This is a genomic window from Rhizobium sp. NZLR11 (assembly GCF_019685115.1).
GTDB lineage: Bacteria > Pseudomonadota > Alphaproteobacteria > Rhizobiales > Rhizobiaceae > Rhizobium.
Window position 1 is genome coordinate 640,474 of the sequence record NZ_JABDWD010000001.1, and the last position, 19,845, is coordinate 660,318.

At 57.4% G+C, this 19,845-nt stretch carries 17 protein-coding genes; 6 read left to right on the plus strand and 11 right to left on the minus strand.

Going from position 1 to position 19,845, the window contains the following annotated elements:
- Nucleotides 1-199 precede the first annotated feature (199 nt).
- From HJB83_RS03175 to HJB83_RS03190, 4 genes are all read right to left on the minus strand, one after another.
- Nucleotides 200-1,678, minus strand: a complete 1,479-nt coding sequence (locus tag HJB83_RS03175; protein WP_221159415.1) for an NAD-dependent succinate-semialdehyde dehydrogenase — start codon at nucleotides 1,676-1,678, stop codon at nucleotides 200-202.
- Between the two features lie 3 nt (nucleotides 1,679-1,681).
- Nucleotides 1,682-2,962 carry a 4-aminobutyrate--2-oxoglutarate transaminase gene (locus tag HJB83_RS03180; RefSeq protein WP_221159416.1) on the minus strand — a complete coding sequence of 427 codons (1,281 nt, stop codon included), beginning with the start codon at nucleotides 2,960-2,962 and terminating at the stop codon, nucleotides 1,682-1,684.
- Nucleotides 2,963-2,988: 26 nt separating this feature from the next.
- On the minus strand, nucleotides 2,989-4,638 hold the full coding sequence (locus tag HJB83_RS03185) for an electron transfer flavoprotein-ubiquinone oxidoreductase (RefSeq protein WP_221159417.1): 1,650 nt from the start codon (nucleotides 4,636-4,638) through the stop codon (nucleotides 2,989-2,991).
- A gap of 81 nt (nucleotides 4,639-4,719) precedes the next feature.
- On the minus strand, nucleotides 4,720-5,874 hold the full coding sequence (locus HJB83_RS03190; RefSeq protein WP_311044483.1) for a nitronate monooxygenase: 1,155 nt from the start codon (nucleotides 5,872-5,874) through the stop codon (nucleotides 4,720-4,722).
- 316 nt (nucleotides 5,875-6,190) lie between these two features.
- Here HJB83_RS03190 and HJB83_RS03195 point away from each other — a divergent pair, with 316 nt between their 5' ends.
- Both HJB83_RS03195 and HJB83_RS03200 read left to right on the plus strand, forming a co-directional pair.
- Nucleotides 6,191-6,979: an SDR family NAD(P)-dependent oxidoreductase gene (locus HJB83_RS03195; protein WP_221159418.1), complete on the plus strand. Its 789-nt coding sequence runs from the start codon at nucleotides 6,191-6,193 to the stop codon at nucleotides 6,977-6,979.
- Between the two features lie 148 nt (nucleotides 6,980-7,127).
- Nucleotides 7,128-7,829 (plus strand): nitroreductase, encoded by a 702-nt coding sequence (locus HJB83_RS03200; RefSeq protein WP_259671253.1) that lies wholly within the window; start codon nucleotides 7,128-7,130, stop codon nucleotides 7,827-7,829.
- Between the two features lie 194 nt (nucleotides 7,830-8,023).
- On the opposite strand, the gene HJB83_RS03205 is transcribed toward HJB83_RS03200, so the two are convergent.
- The 7 genes from HJB83_RS03205 to HJB83_RS03235 all read right to left on the minus strand — a co-directional run bounded on the left by HJB83_RS03205 (nucleotide 8,024) and on the right by HJB83_RS03235 (nucleotide 14,903).
- Entirely contained in the window at nucleotides 8,024-8,671 is a 648-nt protein-coding gene (locus HJB83_RS03205; protein WP_221159419.1) for a TetR/AcrR family transcriptional regulator, read from the minus strand.
- 148 nt (nucleotides 8,672-8,819) lie between these two features.
- On the minus strand, nucleotides 8,820-9,983 hold the full coding sequence (locus HJB83_RS03210; protein WP_221159420.1) for an FAD-binding oxidoreductase: 1,164 nt from the start codon (nucleotides 9,981-9,983) through the stop codon (nucleotides 8,820-8,822).
- Nucleotides 9,984-9,988: 5 nt separating this feature from the next.
- Entirely contained in the window at nucleotides 9,989-11,464 is a 1,476-nt protein-coding gene (locus HJB83_RS03215; RefSeq protein WP_259671254.1) for an FAD-dependent oxidoreductase, read from the minus strand.
- Between the two features lie 78 nt (nucleotides 11,465-11,542).
- Nucleotides 11,543-12,496 (minus strand): electron transfer flavoprotein subunit alpha/FixB family protein, encoded by a 954-nt coding sequence (locus HJB83_RS03220; protein ID WP_221159421.1) that lies wholly within the window; start codon nucleotides 12,494-12,496, stop codon nucleotides 11,543-11,545.
- Nucleotides 12,497-12,506: 10 nt separating this feature from the next.
- Nucleotides 12,507-13,274, minus strand: a complete 768-nt coding sequence (locus HJB83_RS03225) for an electron transfer flavoprotein subunit beta/FixA family protein (protein ID WP_221159422.1) — start codon at nucleotides 13,272-13,274, stop codon at nucleotides 12,507-12,509.
- 102 nt (nucleotides 13,275-13,376) lie between these two features.
- On the minus strand, nucleotides 13,377-13,865 hold the full coding sequence (locus tag HJB83_RS03230; protein WP_221159423.1) for a MaoC/PaaZ C-terminal domain-containing protein: 489 nt from the start codon (nucleotides 13,863-13,865) through the stop codon (nucleotides 13,377-13,379).
- A gap of 156 nt (nucleotides 13,866-14,021) precedes the next feature.
- Nucleotides 14,022-14,903 (minus strand): citryl-CoA lyase, encoded by an 882-nt coding sequence (locus tag HJB83_RS03235; RefSeq protein ID WP_259671255.1) that lies wholly within the window; start codon nucleotides 14,901-14,903, stop codon nucleotides 14,022-14,024.
- 217 nt (nucleotides 14,904-15,120) lie between these two features.
- Here HJB83_RS03235 and HJB83_RS03240 point away from each other — a divergent pair, with 217 nt between their 5' ends.
- The 4 genes from HJB83_RS03240 (at nucleotide 15,121) to HJB83_RS03255 (ending at nucleotide 19,778) form a co-directional block, all read left to right on the plus strand.
- A complete protein-coding gene (locus HJB83_RS03240) occupies nucleotides 15,121-15,507 on the plus strand; it encodes a RidA family protein (protein ID WP_221159424.1) in 387 nt (128 codons plus the stop codon).
- A 411-nt stretch (nucleotides 15,508-15,918) separates the two neighbouring features.
- Nucleotides 15,919-16,752, plus strand: coding sequence for a polysaccharide deacetylase (locus HJB83_RS03245; protein ID WP_221159425.1), 834 nt, complete (start codon nucleotides 15,919-15,921; stop codon nucleotides 16,750-16,752).
- On the plus strand, nucleotides 16,734-18,323 hold the full coding sequence (locus HJB83_RS03250) for a class I adenylate-forming enzyme family protein (RefSeq protein WP_259671256.1): 1,590 nt from the start codon (nucleotides 16,734-16,736) through the stop codon (nucleotides 18,321-18,323). Before HJB83_RS03245 ends, HJB83_RS03250 begins: the two co-directional genes overlap by 19 nt.
- 24 nt (nucleotides 18,324-18,347) lie before the next feature.
- Nucleotides 18,348-19,778, plus strand: coding sequence for an amidase (locus HJB83_RS03255; RefSeq protein WP_221159426.1), 1,431 nt, complete (start codon nucleotides 18,348-18,350; stop codon nucleotides 19,776-19,778).
- Nucleotides 19,779-19,845 lie beyond the last annotated feature (67 nt).

Sequence of the window (19,845 nt, forward strand, 5' to 3'; positions counted from 1 at the left end):
ACCATACGCCATGCAGCGGGCAAACGGCGCGATCTTGCCTGTCGACTGCGGCCTTCTGGCATTTTGACCAGGCCCGTCTGTTCGGAACGTGGGCGCAAATCAAAACTCATGCGCTTGAGCCTCGTCAAGCCCTCGTAAAGGCGGGCTTGGGTTAGGCTTGAACGGGAAGCCCATCAATCCTGGGCTTCCCGCAACCTCGTCAAACGCTCAGGCAGAGGTACTTGATCTCGGTGTAGTCATCCAGACCGTATTTCGACCCTTCGCGGCCCTGTCCGGATTGTTTGATGCCCCCGAACGGTGCGACCTCGGTCGAAATCAAGCCGGTATTGATGCCAACCATGCCGTACTCGAGCTCCTCGGCCACACGGAAGATCTTGGAGACGTCTTTCGAGTAGAAATACGAGGCCAAACCGAATTCGGTATTGTTGGCCAATTCGATGACCTCTTCTTCGGTCTCGAACCTGAACAGGGGGGCCACAGGTCCGAATGTCTCTTCCCTTGCAACCTTCATTTCAGTCGTAACTCCGGTTAGGACCGTCGGCTGGAAGAACAGCCCGCCCTTTTCATGCTGCTTGCCCCCCACCTCAATCCGAGCACCTTTGGAGAGCGCGTCTTTAATGTGTTCCTCGACCTTAGCGAGCGCCTTTTCGTCTATAAGCGGACCAGCGTTCACACCCTGTTCGAAACCATCGCCGACCTTCATGGCTGATACGCGCTCCGCCAATTTCCGAGCGAAGTCGTCGTACACGCCGGACTGCACATAGAGGCGGTTGGCGCACACGCAGGTTTGGCCATTGTTTCGGTATTTGGACACCATGGCCCCTTCGACGGCCGCATCCAGGTCCGCGTCGTCAAAAACGATGAACGGCGCGTTGCCGCCCAGTTCCAGGCCGAGCTTGAGAATCTGTTCTGCGCCTTGGCGCGCCAGGATCCGACCGACTTCGGTTGAACCGGTGAAGGTCAGTTTACGGACCTTCGGATTCTCGGTGAACTCCAGTCCCATCGCCGGCGAATCCTTCGACGGGATGACATTGAAAATGCCGGCTGGGACGCCAGCGCGGTCGGCAAGCACGCCGAGCGCGAGAGCGGATAGAGGGGTTTCGCGCGCCGGCTTCGATATCATAGCGCAGCCTGCGGCGATCGCCGGGGCCATTTTGCGAGCCAGCATGGCATTGGGGAAGTTCCACGGCGTAATGGCCGCAACGACACCGACGGGCTGCTTGATAACCATGATGCGCTTGTCAGGAAGGTGGCTGGGAATGACGTCTCCGTAAAGACGTTTGGCTTCTTCGCCGAACCATTCGACATAGGACGCGCCGTAAAGGATTTCGCCTCTCGCCTCGGAGAAGGGCTTCCCCATTTCCGCGGTAAGGATGGTTCCGAGGTCGTCGGCGTTCTGAACCATCAGGTCGAAAAGTTTTCGGAGCACCGCTGCGCGTTCCTTGCCCGTCTTTTTGGCCCAAGCCTTCTGCGCCTTATAGGCAGCGTCGATTGCGCGTCTTGCCTCTCCGCGGTTCATATCGGGAAGCGTGGCTAGAACCTCGCCCGTCGACGGGTTGGTCACCTCGAAGGTCTTGCCGCTGTCGGCGGTACTAACCCATTCTCCTGCGATAAGCGCCTTATCGGCCGCGAGGGTCGGGTCCTTCAGCTTTGATGCCAGAGCCTGTGAAATTGCCATTGATCAGTCCTCCTGTGCCGCTTCGTGAAGTGCCTGTTCAAGCATATCGAGCGCTTCCGCGAGAACGTTATCCTGGATCGTAATCGGTGCCAGGAACCGGATTACGTTGCCGTAGACACCGCAGGTTAGAAGGATCAGGCCCTTATCCAGTGCCTTCAACCTCACCTTGTTTGCAAAATCAGGATGCGGTGTTTTTGAACCCGGCACGTTGAATTCAACGGCGTTCATAAAACCCGGTCCACGCACGTCTGCGATCTGGGGAATGGCATCTCGCATAGACTGAAGACGCTGCTTGAGCCGATTTCCCAACTGCTCGGCGCGGTCGTTGAGGCCCTCTTCCTCGATCACGTCCAGGACAGCGTTCCCAGCGGCGATGCCGATGGGGTTGCCACCGTATGTGCCTCCGAGGCCGCCGGGACTAGGAGCGTCCATGATCTCCGCCCGTCCGGTCACCGCTGCGATGGGGAAACCGCCGCCTAGCCCCTTTGCCATAGTGGTAAGGTCGGCAGCAATGCCGTAATGCTCCATGGCGAAATGTCTGCCCGTGCGCGAAAACCCTGTCTGCACTTCGTCGGCGATCAGCAGGATGCCATGCTCGTCTGCCAGTTCGCGGAGCCTGTGCATGAATGCGCGCGGCACTTCGTAAAAGCCTCCTTCGCCCTGGACCGGCTCGATGATGAATGCCGCGACCCTGTTCGGATCGACGTCTGCCTTGAACAGTTTGTCGAGAACGGAGAGCGAGTCTTCGACCGACGTTCCATGGAGCTCAACGGGGAAGGGGACGTGGAATACGTCCGGCATCATCGCGCCGAAGCCAGTCTTGTACGGGACAACCTTGCCCGTGAGAGCCATGCCCATAAACGTTCTGCCGTGAAACGCCCCGGTGAATGCAATGATTGCCGAGCGGTTGGTGGCTGCCCGTGCGATCTTGACGGCATTTTCGACGGCTTCCGCTCCCGTTGTCACGAAGATAGTCTTCTTTTTGAAGTTGCCTGGGACAAGGTCATTGAGACGTTCTGCCAGGCGTACGTAATTTTCGTACGGGACGACCTGATGGCATGTATGGGTGAAGCGGTCGAGTTGGGACTTTACGGCATTGATGACTCTGGGATGGCGGTGTCCGGTATTTACGACCGCGATGCCTGCGGCGAAATCGATGTAGCGCCGACCCTCGACATCCCAAATTTCGGCGTTTTCGGCGCGCTCGGCATAGACTTGGGTGGTAACCCCGACGCCTCTCGATACGGCGTCGGACCGGCGGTTGGCGACTTCGGCATTCAGCATTGGAAACTCCTGACAGTGGTGGGTGATCACATATTCGGATAGACCGGCCCCTCGCCGCCCTGCGGCGGCACCCAGTTGATATTCTGGTTGGGGTCCTTGATGTCGCAGGTCTTGCAGTGCACGCAGTTCTGGGCGTTGATGACGAAGATTTCCTCACCGTCCTTCTCCACCCACTCATAGACCCCGGCCGGACAGTAGCGCGTCGACGGACCGGCATAGATATCGTGCTCCGAACGCTTCTGCAGGCCCATGTCCTTGACCTGCAGATGCACCGGCTGGTCCTCCTCGTGATTGGTGTTCGACAGAAACACCGAGGACAGCCGGTCGAAGGTCAAGACACCATCCGGCTTCGGATAGGCGATCGGCTTGTGCTGCGCGGCCGGCTCGAGCGACTGCGCATCGGTCTTGCCATGCTTCAGCGTGCCGAAGACGGAAAGGCCGAACAGCGTGTTGGTCCACATGTCGAAGCCGCCGAGCGCCACACCAAGCGCCGTGCCGAACTTCGACCACAGCGGCTTGACGTTGCGGACGCGTTTCAAATCCTTGCCGATGTCGCCCTTGCGCCATTCGGTTTCGATCTCGGTGACCTCGTCATGGCTGCGGCCGGCTGTAATCGCCTCGGCGACCTTCTCGGCTGCCAGCATGCCCGACAGAACCGCATTGTGGCTGCCCTTGATGCGGGGAACGTTGACGAGACCGGCCGAACAGCCTATCAGCGCCCCGCCGGGGAAGGAGAGCTTCGGCACCGACTGATAACCGCCCTCGGTGATGGCCCGCGCGCCATAGGACAGCCGCTTGCCGCCCTCGAAGGTGGTGCGGATCGCCGGATGGGTCTTGAAGCGCTGGAATTCCTCGAAGGGATAGAGATAGGGGTTCTTGTAATTGAGATGGACGACGAAACCGACGGCGACCAGATTGTCCTCGAAGTGATAGAGGAAAGAGCCGCCGCCGGTCTTCATGCCGAGCGGCCAGCCGAAGGAATGCTGCACCAAGCCGAGACGGTGGTTCTCCGGCTTGACCTGCCAGAGTTCCTTGATGCCGATGCCGAACTTTTGCGGTTCGCGTTCCTTTTGCAGATCGAATTTGGCGATCAGCTGCTTTGCGAGCGAGCCGCGCACGCCCTCGCCGATCAGGGTATATTTGCCAAGCAGTTCCATGCCGCGGGTATAGTTCGGGCCGGGCTCACCGTTCTTCTCGATCCCCATGTCACCGGTGGCAACGCCGATCACCGCACCCTCGTCATTGTAGAGCACTTCGGTTGCGGCAAAGCCTGGATAGATCTCGACGCCGAGTTCTTCGGCCTTGCCAGCCAGCCAGCGACAGACGAGGCCGAGCGAGACGATGTAGTTGCCGTGATTGTTCATCAGCGGCGGCATCAGCACATTCGGCAGGCGGATCGAGCCGGCGGGACCGAGCAGCAGGAAGTGGTCGTCCTTCACCTCGGTCTTGAAGGGATGGTCGGCCTCCTTGCGCCAGCCGGGCAGCAGCCGGTCGATGCCGATCGGATCGACGACAGCGCCGGACAGGATGTGGGCGCCGACTTCCGAGCCCTTCTCCAGCACGACGACCGAAAGCTCCGGATTGACCTGCTTCAGCCGGATCGCCGCTGAGAGACCGGCCGGACCTGCGCCGACGATCACCACGTCGAATTCCATGCTTTCGCGTTCGGGGGTCATTCGTTTGATACCAATTTTAGATGTGAAAACTTACGGCGGGGCCACAGGCCCCGCCGACACGACAGTGCTCACGGGCCTGCGTTAGTAGGACGTCACGCCCTGCAGCCTATCTAGCGCCTCGACATATTCATTCAGCATGCGCTCGATTTCTGACTTGACAGTCGTGTGCTCATTCATATCGCCGACCACCTGACCGACTGAATAGGTCCAGTAGTCGAGGTTGCGCCCGCGCTCAGCACGCTTGAACGGATAGCCATTCATGATTGACTGCATAGGCCAATCCAATGGCTTGGGAGCGTCGGGGCGGTGCCAAGCGTCGACGTACTTCGTGTAAAGCATGCGGCCCTGCTTGCCCGTCATGGCCTTCGACAATCGCGCATCTTCGGACACGGCGGCAAAAAGCTTTTCGCGCATCTCCATACTGAGATCGCTCTCTGCCGTTCCCAGCCAGAGGGAACCCATCCAGACGCCCTGGCAACCAAGTGCGAGGGCGGCCAGAATGTGCGAACCGCGCGATATTCCACCTGCTGCGAGAACAGGGATACCTTCCGCGGCCCCGACAACCTGCGGCCACAGTACCATCGAAGCGATGTTGCCGACGCTCCCGCCGGCTTCGGTACCCTGTGCTACCAGCACGTCAACGCCTGCGGCGCGCTGTTTGGCAGCGTGTTTCCCGCTGCCGACGAGCGCGCCGACTTTCACGCCTTTTGCGTGGGCTTCCTTGACGACCCATTCCGGAGTCACGCCGAGAGCGCCGACGACAAGGTTTACCGATTTGCGGCTGAGAACGACTTCGAGCTGTTCGCGGCTCTTCTTGTTGGTCATCGCCATTTTCTCAGCATACTCCGCAAGATAGGCGTCGCGGTCGGCTTCGGAAATGTCGGCTATTCCAGCGTTATCGAGAAGACGCTTCACGAAATTAAGATGGTCCGCCGGTATAAGCTTTCGGTATTCATCCGGCGACTTCTCGACATCCTCGCCGCCGGTCCCGGGAAAGACCAAGTCCACTGAAAACGACTTCCCATCGACACGCTGCTCGATCCAGTCAAGCGACATTTCGAGTTCTTCAGGGGTCATCCAGGCCGCGCCGAGCGAGCCCATTCCACCAGCTTTGGTCACGGCCGCGACAACGTCACGGCAGTGTGAGAATGCGAATATAGGAAGTTCGATTCCAAGCGTTTTCGTTAAATCTGTCTGCAAAGTTAGACCCTCCGGCACTCTGGCAAAGGCTTGCACCGTTGGATTAACGTGCCCGCCTCACTGCCGCGCTCATTTGCCTACTGGCGCGTATAATAAACATTATTATGGGTATGTTTGTAAAGAGGTGCTGACCGATCTTTCTTCGAAACCTCGTGATAAGGGAAGAAATCGGCAGTCGTCCCAATGAGGCCGTTGCGCAATCTTTATAGTACTGTATTATACGGATTAGTATGTCATGGAATGCAATAGGCCTGGCGTGTCTTTTGGAAAAGCTTGTCATCGCACAGAGCTCTTTTCGGTCCGTGGGCGAAGCGGACCAGATACAATCAACTGCAGCTGAAGGGATTTATGCATGTTCGACTTTAAGGGAAAAGTTGTCGTTATCACCGGTGGCGAGACCGGAATCGGGAGGGCGACCGTCGAAGCTTTCGCGCGTGCCGGCGCGGATGTGACCCTCGCAGGCTATCTCGAAGACAAGGCCGCCGAGGTCGTTCAGTCTCTCGCCTCGGAGGGCTTCGCAGTCGATTTCGTCCAGACTGACGTCCAACAGGAAAGCTCTATCGACAACGTGGTCTCCAAGGTCATCGGCAAACACGGCCGTATCGACGTATTGGTCAACAACGCCTCGATCTTCGACGGCTTTGCGGGTGTTTTAGAGACTTCGAACACGCTCTGGGATCGGGTCATTAACACCAATCTTCGCGGCACCTTTTACTTCTGCCGCGCCGTACTCAAGGACATGGTCGCGCGTGGGGATGGTCGCATCGTGAATGTCGCATCAGTGGGTGGTATCCTCGGCGGGGCCGATGGTCTTGCATACACGGCATCGAAATTCGGCGTTATTGGCCTCACCCGGCAGATGGCCGTCGAGCTTACTAAGACCGGCGTCGGAATCAACGCCGTATGTCCTGGCATGATCCAGACCGATATGCGTGGCAATTCGGCTCGCATCCTCGGCAATGATGCCCCCGATATGGCACGCGGCGTGGGTGTGAACCCGGATGCGCTCAAACGCGTCCCTGCCGGCAAGAAGGGCGTGCCACTCGATATCGCCAACGCGATCATGTTCGCCGCCTCGCCGTACGCAGCCTATTTGGCCGGCCATTCGCTCGTCATCGACGGGGGCTGGACTGTTCAGTAACGAATACCTCTTGGGGATCTGAAATAAACTTGGCTTCGACAGCCGTCGAAGCCAAGGCCATAGGTCAAGCTCCATGGTTCGGACTCAGCCGGTGCCGTGCCGGCAGTGCCAATGCGGTCAACGTCTTTACTCAAGATGAGCGAGATTAATGGACCAGGAAGTGATTTACACAGAAGCCAACTCGTACGAAACCCTCCTTACCTTAGCAAAATCCCGTTATTCTTGTCGGGCGTTCGAAGGGCGACCAGTTGCCAGGGATGACATTCAGCGGATCCTCGAAATCGCGCGCACGGCTCCTTCGGACTGTAATACTCAGCCAGCCAGTGTTTTCATAATTAGTGGCCCGGCCCTCGAGGGTCTGAGATCTGAAATTTACGAAGCCGCGGCGACTGGCATCAAGCGGACGTCCGACATTCCTCCGATCGGAGCCTACAGGGGCGTGTTCCAGGAACGGCGCCGTGAATGTGGCTGGGCGCTTTACAACGCGGTCGGCGTCGAACGCGGAGACCGTGACGGTTCCGCGCGCCAAGCTCTCGAGAATTTTCGGTTTTTCGGGGCGCCACACCTTGCGGTTGTCACGGCCCACAAGGACCTTGCGGAGCGAGGGCTTTTCGACACAGGAATCTATCTCGGATACTTCCTGCTAGGCGCGCAGGCAATGGGTGTGGCGGCCGTGGCTCAGGGTGCGATTGCCCACTACGCGGACGTTATCCGGAAATATGCGCCGATCTCGACCGATCTGCAGGTGATATGCGGCGTGTCGCTCGGTTACGAGTGGAAGGACCACTCTGCAAATAACTTCAGAACTGGCCGCGTGGACCTAAATGACACCGTCGTGTTCGTGGAATGACTGGAAACGCGTTCTTGACACCACAAGAATCGGTTTTGCGCTCGGCGGACTTAGCCGGAACCAAAAGACGAGCCGTCAAGAATTGCATCAGGCCGTGCAAACGCAGCCTGCACCGACGCCCCGGGACTGGCAATCCGAACGAGAAACTGACCTGGTTGCATTGACTACGCAATTCGGGAAAAAGCGTGAGGAGGCTAGCTCTCACGCACTTTGGCGACCCCTTGGATAAGCTGGTCCGCAAAAGCCGAAGCTACGTCTTCGGCGCTGTATTTCGAAGACGTTCTACGGAACCAGGTGTAAGGCCAGTTGCAAGCGCCGATCAAGCAGGACACTGCTAGGAACGGGTCGCCGTCGCGGAATTCTCCAGCTTTGATGCCGGTAGCGTAAAGGTCCTGGATCTGCTTGTTATATTTGCGACGATTGGCCGTGACCGTTGCTCGCTGTTCTTCGGTGAGCTCGTTCTCATCGCGGTTGTAAATCATCGACCATTCCTGATGCGTCATCACATTGTGCGCGTGCATCTTAACAACCCGCGCTAGGGCCTCCGTCGGAGAACCACCTGCCTTTAGTGCGGCCTCAAGCCCGCTGGCATAGGTTTCGTCAATTTTCTCGAAGATCCTCCAGAGGATCTCATTTTTGTTTTTCATGTAGTAGTAGACGATCGATTTCGTGAAGCCCATTTCCGCGCTGATGTCGTCCACCGTTACTGCTCGGAAGCCGCGAGCGGCGATTAGGCGCGAAGCCGCGTCTAGGATTTCTTCCTGGATCAACTCTGTCTTCTGCTGCTTGATCCTGCCCCGAATATTAGGCTTTGGAGTCTCCCGCGGCGTTTCCATGTCCATAGGGTACCTTTCTCAGTATGTTTTCGTTCTTTACGGTATAAAAATTTGAAAGGCAAGCCACGCAGAAATTAACCGACGGATGAATTTGACTGCAGCGTTATGTAAGGCCCTGTTTTCCCTGTCGTATCCTAGTGCCGGGACACGATGGCTACGTATTGTATGATCCGGCGTTCCACTGCTTCTCGGTCTTCCAGTTAGGCGAAATGTCTGCGAATCGCTCAAGGCTCAGTCGGCCGACCGGTGCGCTGGTCGTACCTTTGAGAGCAAGCTCTGCCATCGCGATGCCAACTGCGGGAGCCATCCCGAAGCCATGCCCAGCGCCAGCGGCAACCAAAAGCCCTTCCGGATTATCGAACCTGTGAATGATCGTCTTCTGGTCTCGGGTGAAATCGAGAACACCTGCCCATGTCCGTAGAAGCTGAGTGCCTGCCGCGACCGGGAATGCCTCGATCATGCGGCGGACCAGATTCCGTACGATGGGCGTATTCGGTTTCGCAGGCTCGTGATCAGCCTCGACGTCCACCCACTCATGCGGTCCTCCGTTGGCATGGAGATTTCCGCGCTTTGTCTGACGGATCGAAAGACCATTCAACCCGATGAAACCGACTTCATACATGGGGGGCAGGGGGGTGGTGACCAAGGCCTCGAGGCGAACCGAGGCAACGGGGAACTGTACCCCGAACGGTTGCAGTAAGTTTGCATTGTATCCGCCTGCGCAGAGTACGACCCGTTCGGCGAAAATCTCTCCGTTCGCTGTCTTGACGCCCTTGACCTTACCGGCTTCTTCGACCACTGCGTAAACCGGCATGTGTTCGAAAATGGTACCGCCGACGTCCTGGAAAGCCCACGCATAAGCCTGTGAAACGCGCTGCGGGTTGGCGTGCCCGGATCGAGGTGTGTAGATGCCCGCCCGGGTTTCATTCGATAGAATGGGTATCAGCTTACGACATGCATCCGCATCGATCATCTCGAAGCCGAAGTCCGCGCGCTGGAAGGCTTTAAGGGTTTCCCGCAGCTCATCGACCTGTTTATCGGAGAAGGCCACCCAGAGGCGTCCCTTCTGAGTCCATTCAGTGGGGTAACCAAGCTCCTCGTCCAGAGAATCCCAGAGCTTTTCGGCCATCTCTGCCAAGGGCGCTTCGTCTGGATCGTCGGCGCGAAGGCTAAGATATCCGGTAGCGCGCGACGACGCTTCGTAGGCAATCGGCCCGCGGTCTATCACCGCGACGCGAGCGCCGGCCTTCTGAGCGTTGTAGGCCGTTGACAGGCCGAGGAGGCCCGAACCGACGACTATCACATCGTAATTGTCCATTTATTCTACCTCTTGTCGCCCGCAGCGCCCTCGGGAACGACCTCTTCATGCATCCAATGTGGCCACTTCTCGCGCGTGTGGTAGTCGTCATCTTCCGCTGCGATGAGTGACATATCGATGGGCCGTACCGGGAAGCGGTAGCTGCCAGGCCTGATGTCTTCCAACGGGACCCCATAGCGCTGAGAGAGCAGGATAGCCGCTTCGTCGCGGCAACGCTTGCCCTGGCAGTGGCCCATTCCCACTCGGGTCATTCTTTTCGTCAGATCCTGGTTGATCTTTGGACCCGTTTCGCCGCCGGTGACCGCACCATGCGGAGCTCGCAATCCAGCGCCCAGGTAACGGGGCGGCTTGAGATCGAGGAACTCGCCGCGTGTGACCGTCTCGCACTGACAAAGCACCACATCGGTCCCACCGCGTTCGACCAGCTTGGCCACCCAAAGGTCTATATAGTCTGCCTGTTTCGCAGAACCGTGTCCGGCGGCGGCGCTCGCCTGTTCATCCTCTCCACCGCCGACAGCGGAGAGAATCTTGGACACCTGATTTTCGGTTTCTGTGAATCCCGAAAGCCAGTAGACATTCGGAACCGATGTGAGAAGCCTCCCGTCCACTGACGGCACCCAAGCCGGCAGATCCTGTGCGAAACTCAGGGCGCAGCCCATCGCTGCTGGTAGCTCAATATTGGGGAGTGCTCCGATCGCGACGCAAATGGTATCGCAGTCGATTTCGGTGTTCTTGGAACGCACTAGCGATGTGATCGTGGCGGAAGTGACCCTGTCAGTGCCGTCCGCTTCCAGGATCACGCAATCATAGAAGACCGGGATGTTTTGCGTGGTCGCCCATTTGAGGCTCTCGGCGCCTGCCTTGAATCCGGTTGTAGGCTCGACGAAACCCGCAATGGCGATACCGTGCGCTAGGGCTGCCTTCGCAAACTCAACAGCAAGCGTTGTAGTGCCGAGAACGAGACACTTCGTTCCACTAAAACACTGATATGCATTGAGCAGTTTCAGACCAGCCTTGCCGCCCAAAACGCCCGGAAGCTCCCACCCTTTAAACGAGGGAACGAAGTCCCTGGAACCTGTTGCGAGCACGAGATGGTCGTATTCCACAAGCTCATTTCCCTCACGCGAAACGAGCCCGACTTTTGGAACTCCGATGTGAATTGAATTGGCGGTGTTGTGGAAGGCGCCCCACGCAACGACACCGATTTTGACATCGACTTCGTTCTCGACGCATTCAAGCATAAGTTCGTTCGAGCCAAGGACGTTGTCGAATACCGCCGTCTCGTCGCTCAGGGACGGCGGTAGCCCCGACCCATAGAAGTACGGCGCGTCGAAAGACATGTTCTTGAGCGCCTGTGGATGTTCGTCGACGAGGGTGACTTCGAACCCAGCTTGCTGCGCGGCTAATGCGAACTCGCAACCGAGCTCGCTCGCTCCCACGACAGTGATACGTTTGCCGCCCATGCTGTTTGTTCCCTTCATTCTGCGATCTTCGAAACGGAATGGGACTCCACTCCGGTACGAAGCTACGGTGATGAACTGCCGTGGCGCACAGCTTTGTCATCCAAGTTTTTGCATTGCTGCAGCCAATATCTGCTCGTAGTCGCCCACGATGCCGACATCCGCGATTTTGAAAATGGCCGCCTCTGGATCTTTGTTGACGGCGACGATCTTCTTCGCGCCTCCGATTCCTGCAAGATGATGCACGGCTCCGGAAATGCCGACTGCGACGTAGACCTCCGGACTAACTTTCTGTCCACTAAAGCCCACCTGACGAGATGAGGGTACCCATCCCATCTCAACTGCCGCACGACTTGCGCCTACGGAAGCCCCGACCTTCGCGGCGAACTCCTCAATGACCCGCCACTTTTCGCTGGAGCCAATACCGAGACCACCGGAAACGACCTTGGTCGCTCCACGAAGAGGCAGGCCGCCGCTGTCGGGCAATGCTTCGGACGATATGAACCGAACGGTATTGTTTTCCACCTCGACGGCAGATGTCGGAACGCTCACCTCGTTAGCTTCCGGTGCGGGGAGGGCTTCGCCGCTATAAAGTAGCACGGATGGGCGGTTGCCGAGGGCGAGGATTTTCATTACCATTCCGCCCATGGCCGGGGCACTCACAAGAATGGAGTCTTGCTCGATGCTCAGCGTCTCGCAGGAGGTTACGAATTCGGCATCTATCGCCGCTGCGAGTTGCGGTGCCCAGTTGCGATTCGCCAGGTTTCCGAATCCGACCACGACGGATGCGCCGGCGTCTGACACGGCCTTGGAGGCCATATGCAGAATGAAATCAGCACCGTCGCCAACGGGCTTGGTCGGGGAGACAGCAGTGACGGTGCGGAACATGCTTCCGTAGGGCACGTCAACGCCAGATTCCCCGGGAGCTGCGACGATTAGAAGATCCGACGTGTAACCGGCGTTGCCGAGTCTTTCCGCAATGGCCGCGAGCGTGGCGAATTCCAATGCTCTTGTTTCGGACGTCGAATGGAGAACAAAGATTGCGTTTTTCATGGCGACCTGCCTACTTTCCGAGTGTGGCTAGGAGGGCTGCCGCTTTGTCTTCGTCGGAGCCTTCGATGAACTGGATCGCCTGAACTTGCCGCTGGGCCTTCTTAGGCGCGAACTTCGCCTGCACTGACGAGGGCCCGGATCCTGCTTCAGTCACGACTTCGATAGTTGCTTTCTTGGCCGCCATCACGCCCTTCAAACCGGGCGTTCTCGGCTTATTGATCTCGTTAGAGACGACGATCATCGCTGGGAATTTTAGTTCGTACTCATCGATGCTTAAGTCTGCGAGCTTGCCAACTGTGATCGCTTCATTACCGATCGTTTTGATCGAGACGACTGGAGAAATCGCCGACGCACCCAAGTCGCGAGCGACAATGAAAGGTACGAAGCCGGCGTCTGTGTCGGATGACTGACGGCCGGCAATAACGACGGAAGGGGAGCACACCTGCTTGATTGCTGCCGAGATTGCGCGCGCGGTCTGGAATGAATCGCGACGGGCAGCGGGGTCCAATTCGACCCTCACTGCCCGGTCCGCCCCCATTGCCAGAATCCGGCGGAGATACTGGTCGGCCGTGGCGTTATCGGCGGTGAGGACGGTGACGCTGCCGCCGTGCGCCTCTTTCAATGAAATCGCGGCTTCCGCGGCGTTGAGATCATAAAGATTGATCGAATACTGTGCCGAAGCATGCAGGATGATCTCCTCCTGGGAATCAGAGATCGAAACCAGTTGCTCGGGCAGGTTGGGGTCCGGTACTTTTTTGATGAGAACAACGATTTCCATTCCCACGACATCGCTCCTACCGATTGGAAGTCAGAATCGACGGCAGGGTTAACTCCCTGCCTGACGGTGAAGTGGGCGCGCTGGAACACGCACCACTTTTAATCAACCAGCGATGCGTGTGTGGAACATTACCTTCCACACACCTTGCTGACATACCTCGCCATTCTGGTTGCGGACTTCGAGCCAGAAGTTCACAATTCCGCGTGCTGGATTGGAGGTGAGGCGGACTTCCTCCACACGCTGGTAGACATGGATTGTGTCTCCCATTTTCACGGGGGCTTTAAGGTCCCACGTCATGCCAAGGAACGCGATTGCCGTCCCTTCCTTGATACCAAGACGGAACTCGAGACCAGTTGTGATCGCGAAGACCGCGGGTCCGTGCAAGATACGAGTGCCGAAGGGCGTCGACTTGGCAAAGGTTTCGTCGGTGTGAACCGGGTTATGGTCGCCTGTCAGCGCTGCGAACATCACGATGTCAGTTTCCGTAATCGTCCGCCTTGGTGTCAGCCACTCCTGACCGACTTTGAAATCGTCGAAAAACATCGCACTCTTTCCGACAATGAGCGCCTTTTGGTCGGTCTTAACGTCCATTTATTTCTCTCCTTACGAGCTCGGATGACGATTCAACCCCATCGCATCATCTCGATCTCATTCGACATACTCATGAGAATGTATTGTCTACCAGCAAGTTCAGGGTGTCAAGCGAGCAGTATGTAAAGGCAACGGAAACCCCTGCTCGTGCCTTTGTCACCACCCGGCCTTGCGAAGCTCCGGCCCCAGATCGCGCCTCGCCGCCGTGTACTCGGTATGGGACTCAGGTACCAACCGGTTGCGCACGCCGGATTGAAGTTCTTCGGAGATATGCGCGACGAGGCCAGGCATAGTGGATATTATCGCCAACCCGCACATTTCCGCGGGTGTGAAACCCATCTGCACCATGATCGAAGCAAGCATGCCGACGTCATTCAGAACTAGGTCAGGCTTGTTGCTGGCCGCTTGAAAAGCCCGATGCACAGCTTCATACCATTCATTAGCTTCTCCCCACACTCCCTGCTCCTGGGCGATCTTCTTAAGCTTCTCCGATCGTGGATCGACATAGCGGAAGACTTGATGACCAAATCCGGGCACGCGGCGCTTCGCTGCGCGGAGCTCACTAACCAGGTCCGACGCGGCCTGCTCCACCGGCTTGCCGGTTGCCTTCCACTGGGCGAAGGTATCGGAAATGAAACGCCCGGTATCTTCCGGAGAGAGTGCGTATTCCCCCGCGGCAAGCACGGCGGCTCCCAGGCCGGCTGTCATCGCAGGGTTAACTGACACCACGGCGCGCGCGGCTACGGTGCCGGATTTTTGCAGGCCATAGTCGAGGATCGAACTAAAGAGAACATCCATCATGCGTGCTTGGCCGGGTGTCGGCAGTTCGCCTCGCACCAGGAGGTAAGCGATACCTGGGAACGGGATGACTCCTACGAGGTCACTCATCGCGTATCCGCGGATGTAGATCTCCTCGGCAGCGATCTCGCTGACCCCTGTCACCCAATGCGATGGTGTCCCGTTTGTCATGTAATCCTCATCCAAAATTATCAAACCCGACAAATTGCCGCTTGCGAAACTTACTTGCGCGCCCTTCATGGAAGGGTGCCGAGGACCGCAACCCGACATGATACTAGAGAATATGAAAAACATACTCAAGAGTACATTTGGAACTCTAGAAATTTTTCAGGTGCACGCTGGGCATCAAAATCCCCCCCACCCCGATTTTTTTGTACTTTAAAGTATGTAAAAAAGCGTTATTAGTATTTACGTGGTTCCGATCGCGGGCCGCCGTCAATTTCAGAGGAGTGAAGGAATGCTGAAGGAAGTCAATCCACCCGAAACCACCTGGCCGGGCCTCTCGCAGGGGATGCTTATCAAGGGACGCGGGTTCTTTGTAAGTGGCGGCCATTGCGGGCTGGACGCGTCGGGCGACCCGGTAACGACCTCGATGGAAGATCAGATCGTCGCTATGTTCGACGGGCTGAAGCGGACTTTGGCCCAGGCGGGACTGGGTTTCGAACACGTGGCGCGTACCACGTGCTTTGTCCGGGAGTTTTCTCCTGAGCTCTTGAAGACGATCAAGGAGGTTCGTGCCCGCTACTATAACTCCGCTTGTCCGCCCGCGAGCGTGATGGTCCAAGTTGGCCTTTACGATCCTAAGCTTTTCGCGGAAATCGAAGTTATCGCAGGCGTTCCGTGACTGCGGCAGTGGCACGTGGTCAAGGCGAGTGCCAGGTCGGTCAAAGAATTGTCTGAAGTCCGGTCGCTACTGAGCGTGTCGAGGTGCGCCCGAAGTTGCGACCGGACCCGATTTTCGATGTCACGATGAAAGTCGCGTTCAATTGGTTCTCTGCAACTGCCTCTCTCCCAGATCCTCGGGCGTCAACGCCGCGCACCAGGTTACATGGGAATAACCATCGCCCTCATTACAAGCTCTTTGGTGGATACGCAGAAGTATCTGCAGAGTGCGAAAGAGAATGCAAATGCGACTATCTCGCATGTTGTGCTTGCATTCTCCCGGCCAAGCCGTATAAACATACGCTTATGCACATTGAGATACCGGCGGGTACATTTTGCGAACCCACCCGAGTTTGCGCACGAGGTTTCTGCGATGACCACGGTTTGCCTGACTTTCGATTTTGACGCGGTATCGCTATGGATCAGCACGATGAAGCAGACGACCGCGACACCGCTTTCACGAGGTGAGTTCGGGGCGCTCGTAGGTCTTCCAAGGGTGCTCGACCTTCTCACCGACAAGGAGGTCTCGGCGACGTTTTTTGTCCCGGCGCACAGTGCAGGCGCGTTTCCAGACGGCGTGACTGGGATAAGAGATCAAGGGCATGAAATTGCCTTGCATGGATATTGTCACGAAACCCCAATCGGGTTGACGCGGGAACAGGAATCGGACCTTCTCGACCGCTCGATCGAGAAAATGCGATCCGTTCTGGGAAGAGATTACGCACCCAAGGGGTATCGCTCTCCGGCCTGGGACCTCAGTGCGAACTCGATCGATCTGCTGGAGGAGCGCGGGCTGCTCTATGACTCCAGTATGATGGGTGACGACTATCGGCCCTATCGCGCCCGCAAGCGCTTCTCGGCGGATGAAGACGACTACGAACGGGGCGAGCCTAGTCGTGTTGTGGAAATCCCTGTTGCCTGGGAACTCGACGATTTCCCGCATTTCGTTTTCCTAAACAAACCGATGTATCTAGGCATGCGAACCCCCGCCGAGGTTTTCGATCTTTGGGTGGAAGAATTCGACTTCTGCCATTCGCTCGGCAACGGCGTGTTTACGCTCACCATGCATCCCCAAGTCATTGGCCGCGGTCCGAGGATCGCGATGCTGTCCCGCTTGATCGACCATATGCGGTCGCAGCCCGACGTTCATTTCATGACGATGGCCGAAGTCGCGGTGGAACAATCGGAATGGCTCCAGGTGAAATAGAGCCGCCCTTAAGTCATCGACGCGAAACAAAAGCCTACCAGGAAGCCATTATGGGACATCATCCTTCGAAAACCAGTTCAGTCTACAACACCCTGCTCGAAGCGGCTCAGTCCAGGATGGACAAAGCCGCGATCGTCTACGAGGGCCAGACGATCAATTTTGGGACGCTGTTGGTTCGTATCGAGCAGGTCATACGGCGTCTGAAGTTACTCGGAGTTGGCAGGGGCGACGCATTTGCTATCTTTGGGCAGAACCATCCCGAACATCTTTTCTGCTATTATGCGGCGTCGCGAATGGGAGCAGTGTTTGTCCCCGTCAATCCCAACTTGACGGCCGGTGAGGTCGACTACAATTTCCGCCATAGCGAAGCGAAGGTACTTTTTTTCGACGACCACGTCGAAGAAACTGCAAGGCAAGCGGTCCCGTCCGCGAAACTGTTCCATATCTCTAGCCTCACGGAAGCCAGTGCGGAGGCCGGCGAATGTCAAGGTGCCATCGATCTCGATGACGACTTCATAATCACCTATTCGTCTGGTACGACGGGGAACCAGAAGGCGATCGTCCTCGATCAGCGCGCACAGATGGCGGTGGCAGCGTCGCTCGTAAGGATGTGGGGAATAAGCGAACGTGATACGACGTTGGTCGCGCTCCCCCTTGGATACCTGTACGGATTTTCGACCGCAGCTGCGACAGGCCTGTCAGTGGGCGGCACCGTAATAATTCTTCGTCGATTCCATCCCAGGGACGTCCTAGCAACGTTCGAGGAGTACCCCGTCACCGTTTACCATGGCGTCCCGACGATGTTCACGATGATGATGGAATACTGCGAGCAACGTGGGTTGCGCTTCGATCTTTCCAAGGTTCGCCAGTTGATTTGCTCCGGCGCTCCGCTTCCGGAAGAGATCGCGGCCAGGTTCGTCGAAAAATTCGGAAAACCTCTCCAAAACTATTACGCAATGACCGAGGTCGCTCCGGTCTTCGGCTGTTATTACGATGATCCAGCGGAGCTTCCTGCCGGGGCGATCGGAAAGGCGGCACCCGGAGCCGTGATCGAAATTAAACGCCCTGACGGTTCGGAGTGCGGAACCGATGAACCGGGCGAAGCGCTCGTTCGCGGAGCCGCAACGTTGAAGCGCTACGCGAAGGACGAGGAGCTTACAGCTGCGTCCCTCAAAGATGGCCTGTTCCGATCGGGTGATTTGGTCAGCCGCGACAAGGATGGTTTCTACTACATCGTAGGCAGGATCAAAGAGATCATCATTCGCGGCGGCCATAATATTTCTCCCGCTGAGGTCGAGAAGGCAACGCTACGCCACCCCGCGGTCCAGGACGCGGCCGTGGTGGGTATTGCCGACCGGATTTTCGGCGAAGTGCCCGTAGCTTTTGTGGTTTTGCGCTTGGACGCATCGGTGTCCCAAGACGAGCTGATCAGCTTCATCGAGGGGCAGGTCTCCGACTTTAAAGTTCCGCGGACAGTCCATTTCGTTGCGGAGCTTCCGCAGGGGAAGACGGGGAAGATTGACAAAAAGTTGCTGAAAATCCGCGCTGAAGAACAAGCGGCTGCGGTATAGCATTCGACGACGAGAGATATGCTGATGAAATGGACAGAGTATAGACGGCGGGATGCAATCGATCTTTCGCGCATGCTCTACAACAAAGAGCTGACGCCTCTCGAGCTCATGGATATCGCGATCGAGCGCGCCGAAAATGTGAACGTCAAGGTCAACGCTCTGTGCAACATGAATTTTGAGCACGGCCGGGAAATAGCCCGATCAGCCTCATTGAAAGGTCGCTTCGGAGCGCTTCCGTTTCTCTTAAAGGATTCTGGTCTGGGATATCCGCCTCTGTCCAACTCGCTAGGCTCTCGCCTTTTCGCAGGCATGAACATCGGCTTGATCTCCACGTTGACCGAAAGGTTTATCGGAGACGGAATGCTTCCCTTCGGGCGAACGACTGTTCCGGAATTCAGCATGGCCCCGACCACCGAAGCCGTGCAGAACGGCGGACCGACGCGCAATCCGTGGGACCGGTCCCGCTCTCCGGGTGGCTCCAGCGGAGGGGCTGGCGCGGCAGTAGCCTCTGGAATCATACCCTTGGCACATGGCAGCGACGGTGGCGGATCAATTCGAATCCCCGCATCGTGCTGCGGCATCTATGGTCTGAAGCCCTCAAGAGGCCTTATTCCGGCGGGTCCTGCGAGAGGCGAGGGGTGGGGGGGGCTTGCCACGGACGGTGTACTCTCGCGATCTGTTCGCGATACCGCCGCCGCCCTTGATGGGGTCGCGGGAATGGAGGTAGGCGCACCGTACGCCGCGCCCCCGAAATTGGGAGCATACACTTTCGTACTAAATAAGCCTTTCAACAGGCCGAGGCGAATAGCCATGTGGACTGCGGGCTTCGATGACATCCCGATCGATCCGGAATGCCAGATTGCGCTGCAAACCGCGAAAGGCCTGCTTGAGAAAATGGGCCACGAAGTCGTGGATGCCCCCCTTCCGCCCATCCACTTCGCAAAGTTCGTCGAGGCCCAGATCAATGTGATGGCCGCAAACGTTACAGTTTCGGTCAACGGCAAGGTCCGAAACGACCTCTCTTCAGGTTGGGAGCAGAAGCTTGAACCGGCCATTCTCGACGCATACCAACAAGGTAAAACCCTCAGTGCCGAGATGTACGCGCTCGCTATTACTCGTTTCCACACGATCGGGCGACAGATGGAGGTCTATATACGTGACTACGACTTCATTCTCACGCCGACGCTAATGCGGCCCCCGGTCGAGCTCGGCGTCATCACCACAAACGACGATTTCTTCGGGTTCCGTACCAAGATCAGCCGATATGCCACCTTCCTCGCGATCATCAATGCGTCGGGCCAGCCTGCGGCAAGTATTCCGCTGCACTGGTCCAGGCACGGACTACCAATCGGCGTTCAGATAATTGCTCCGTTCGGAGGTGAAGCCGATTTGCTCCGGATGTCCGCTCGTTTGGAAGAAGCACAGCCTTGGTTCAACAGGACGCCGGAAATCTAATGTGGGGCACCATTCGTCGATTTTACAAGATTTACTCCGAGCTACTGGACGCGGACCCTCGCGAAGA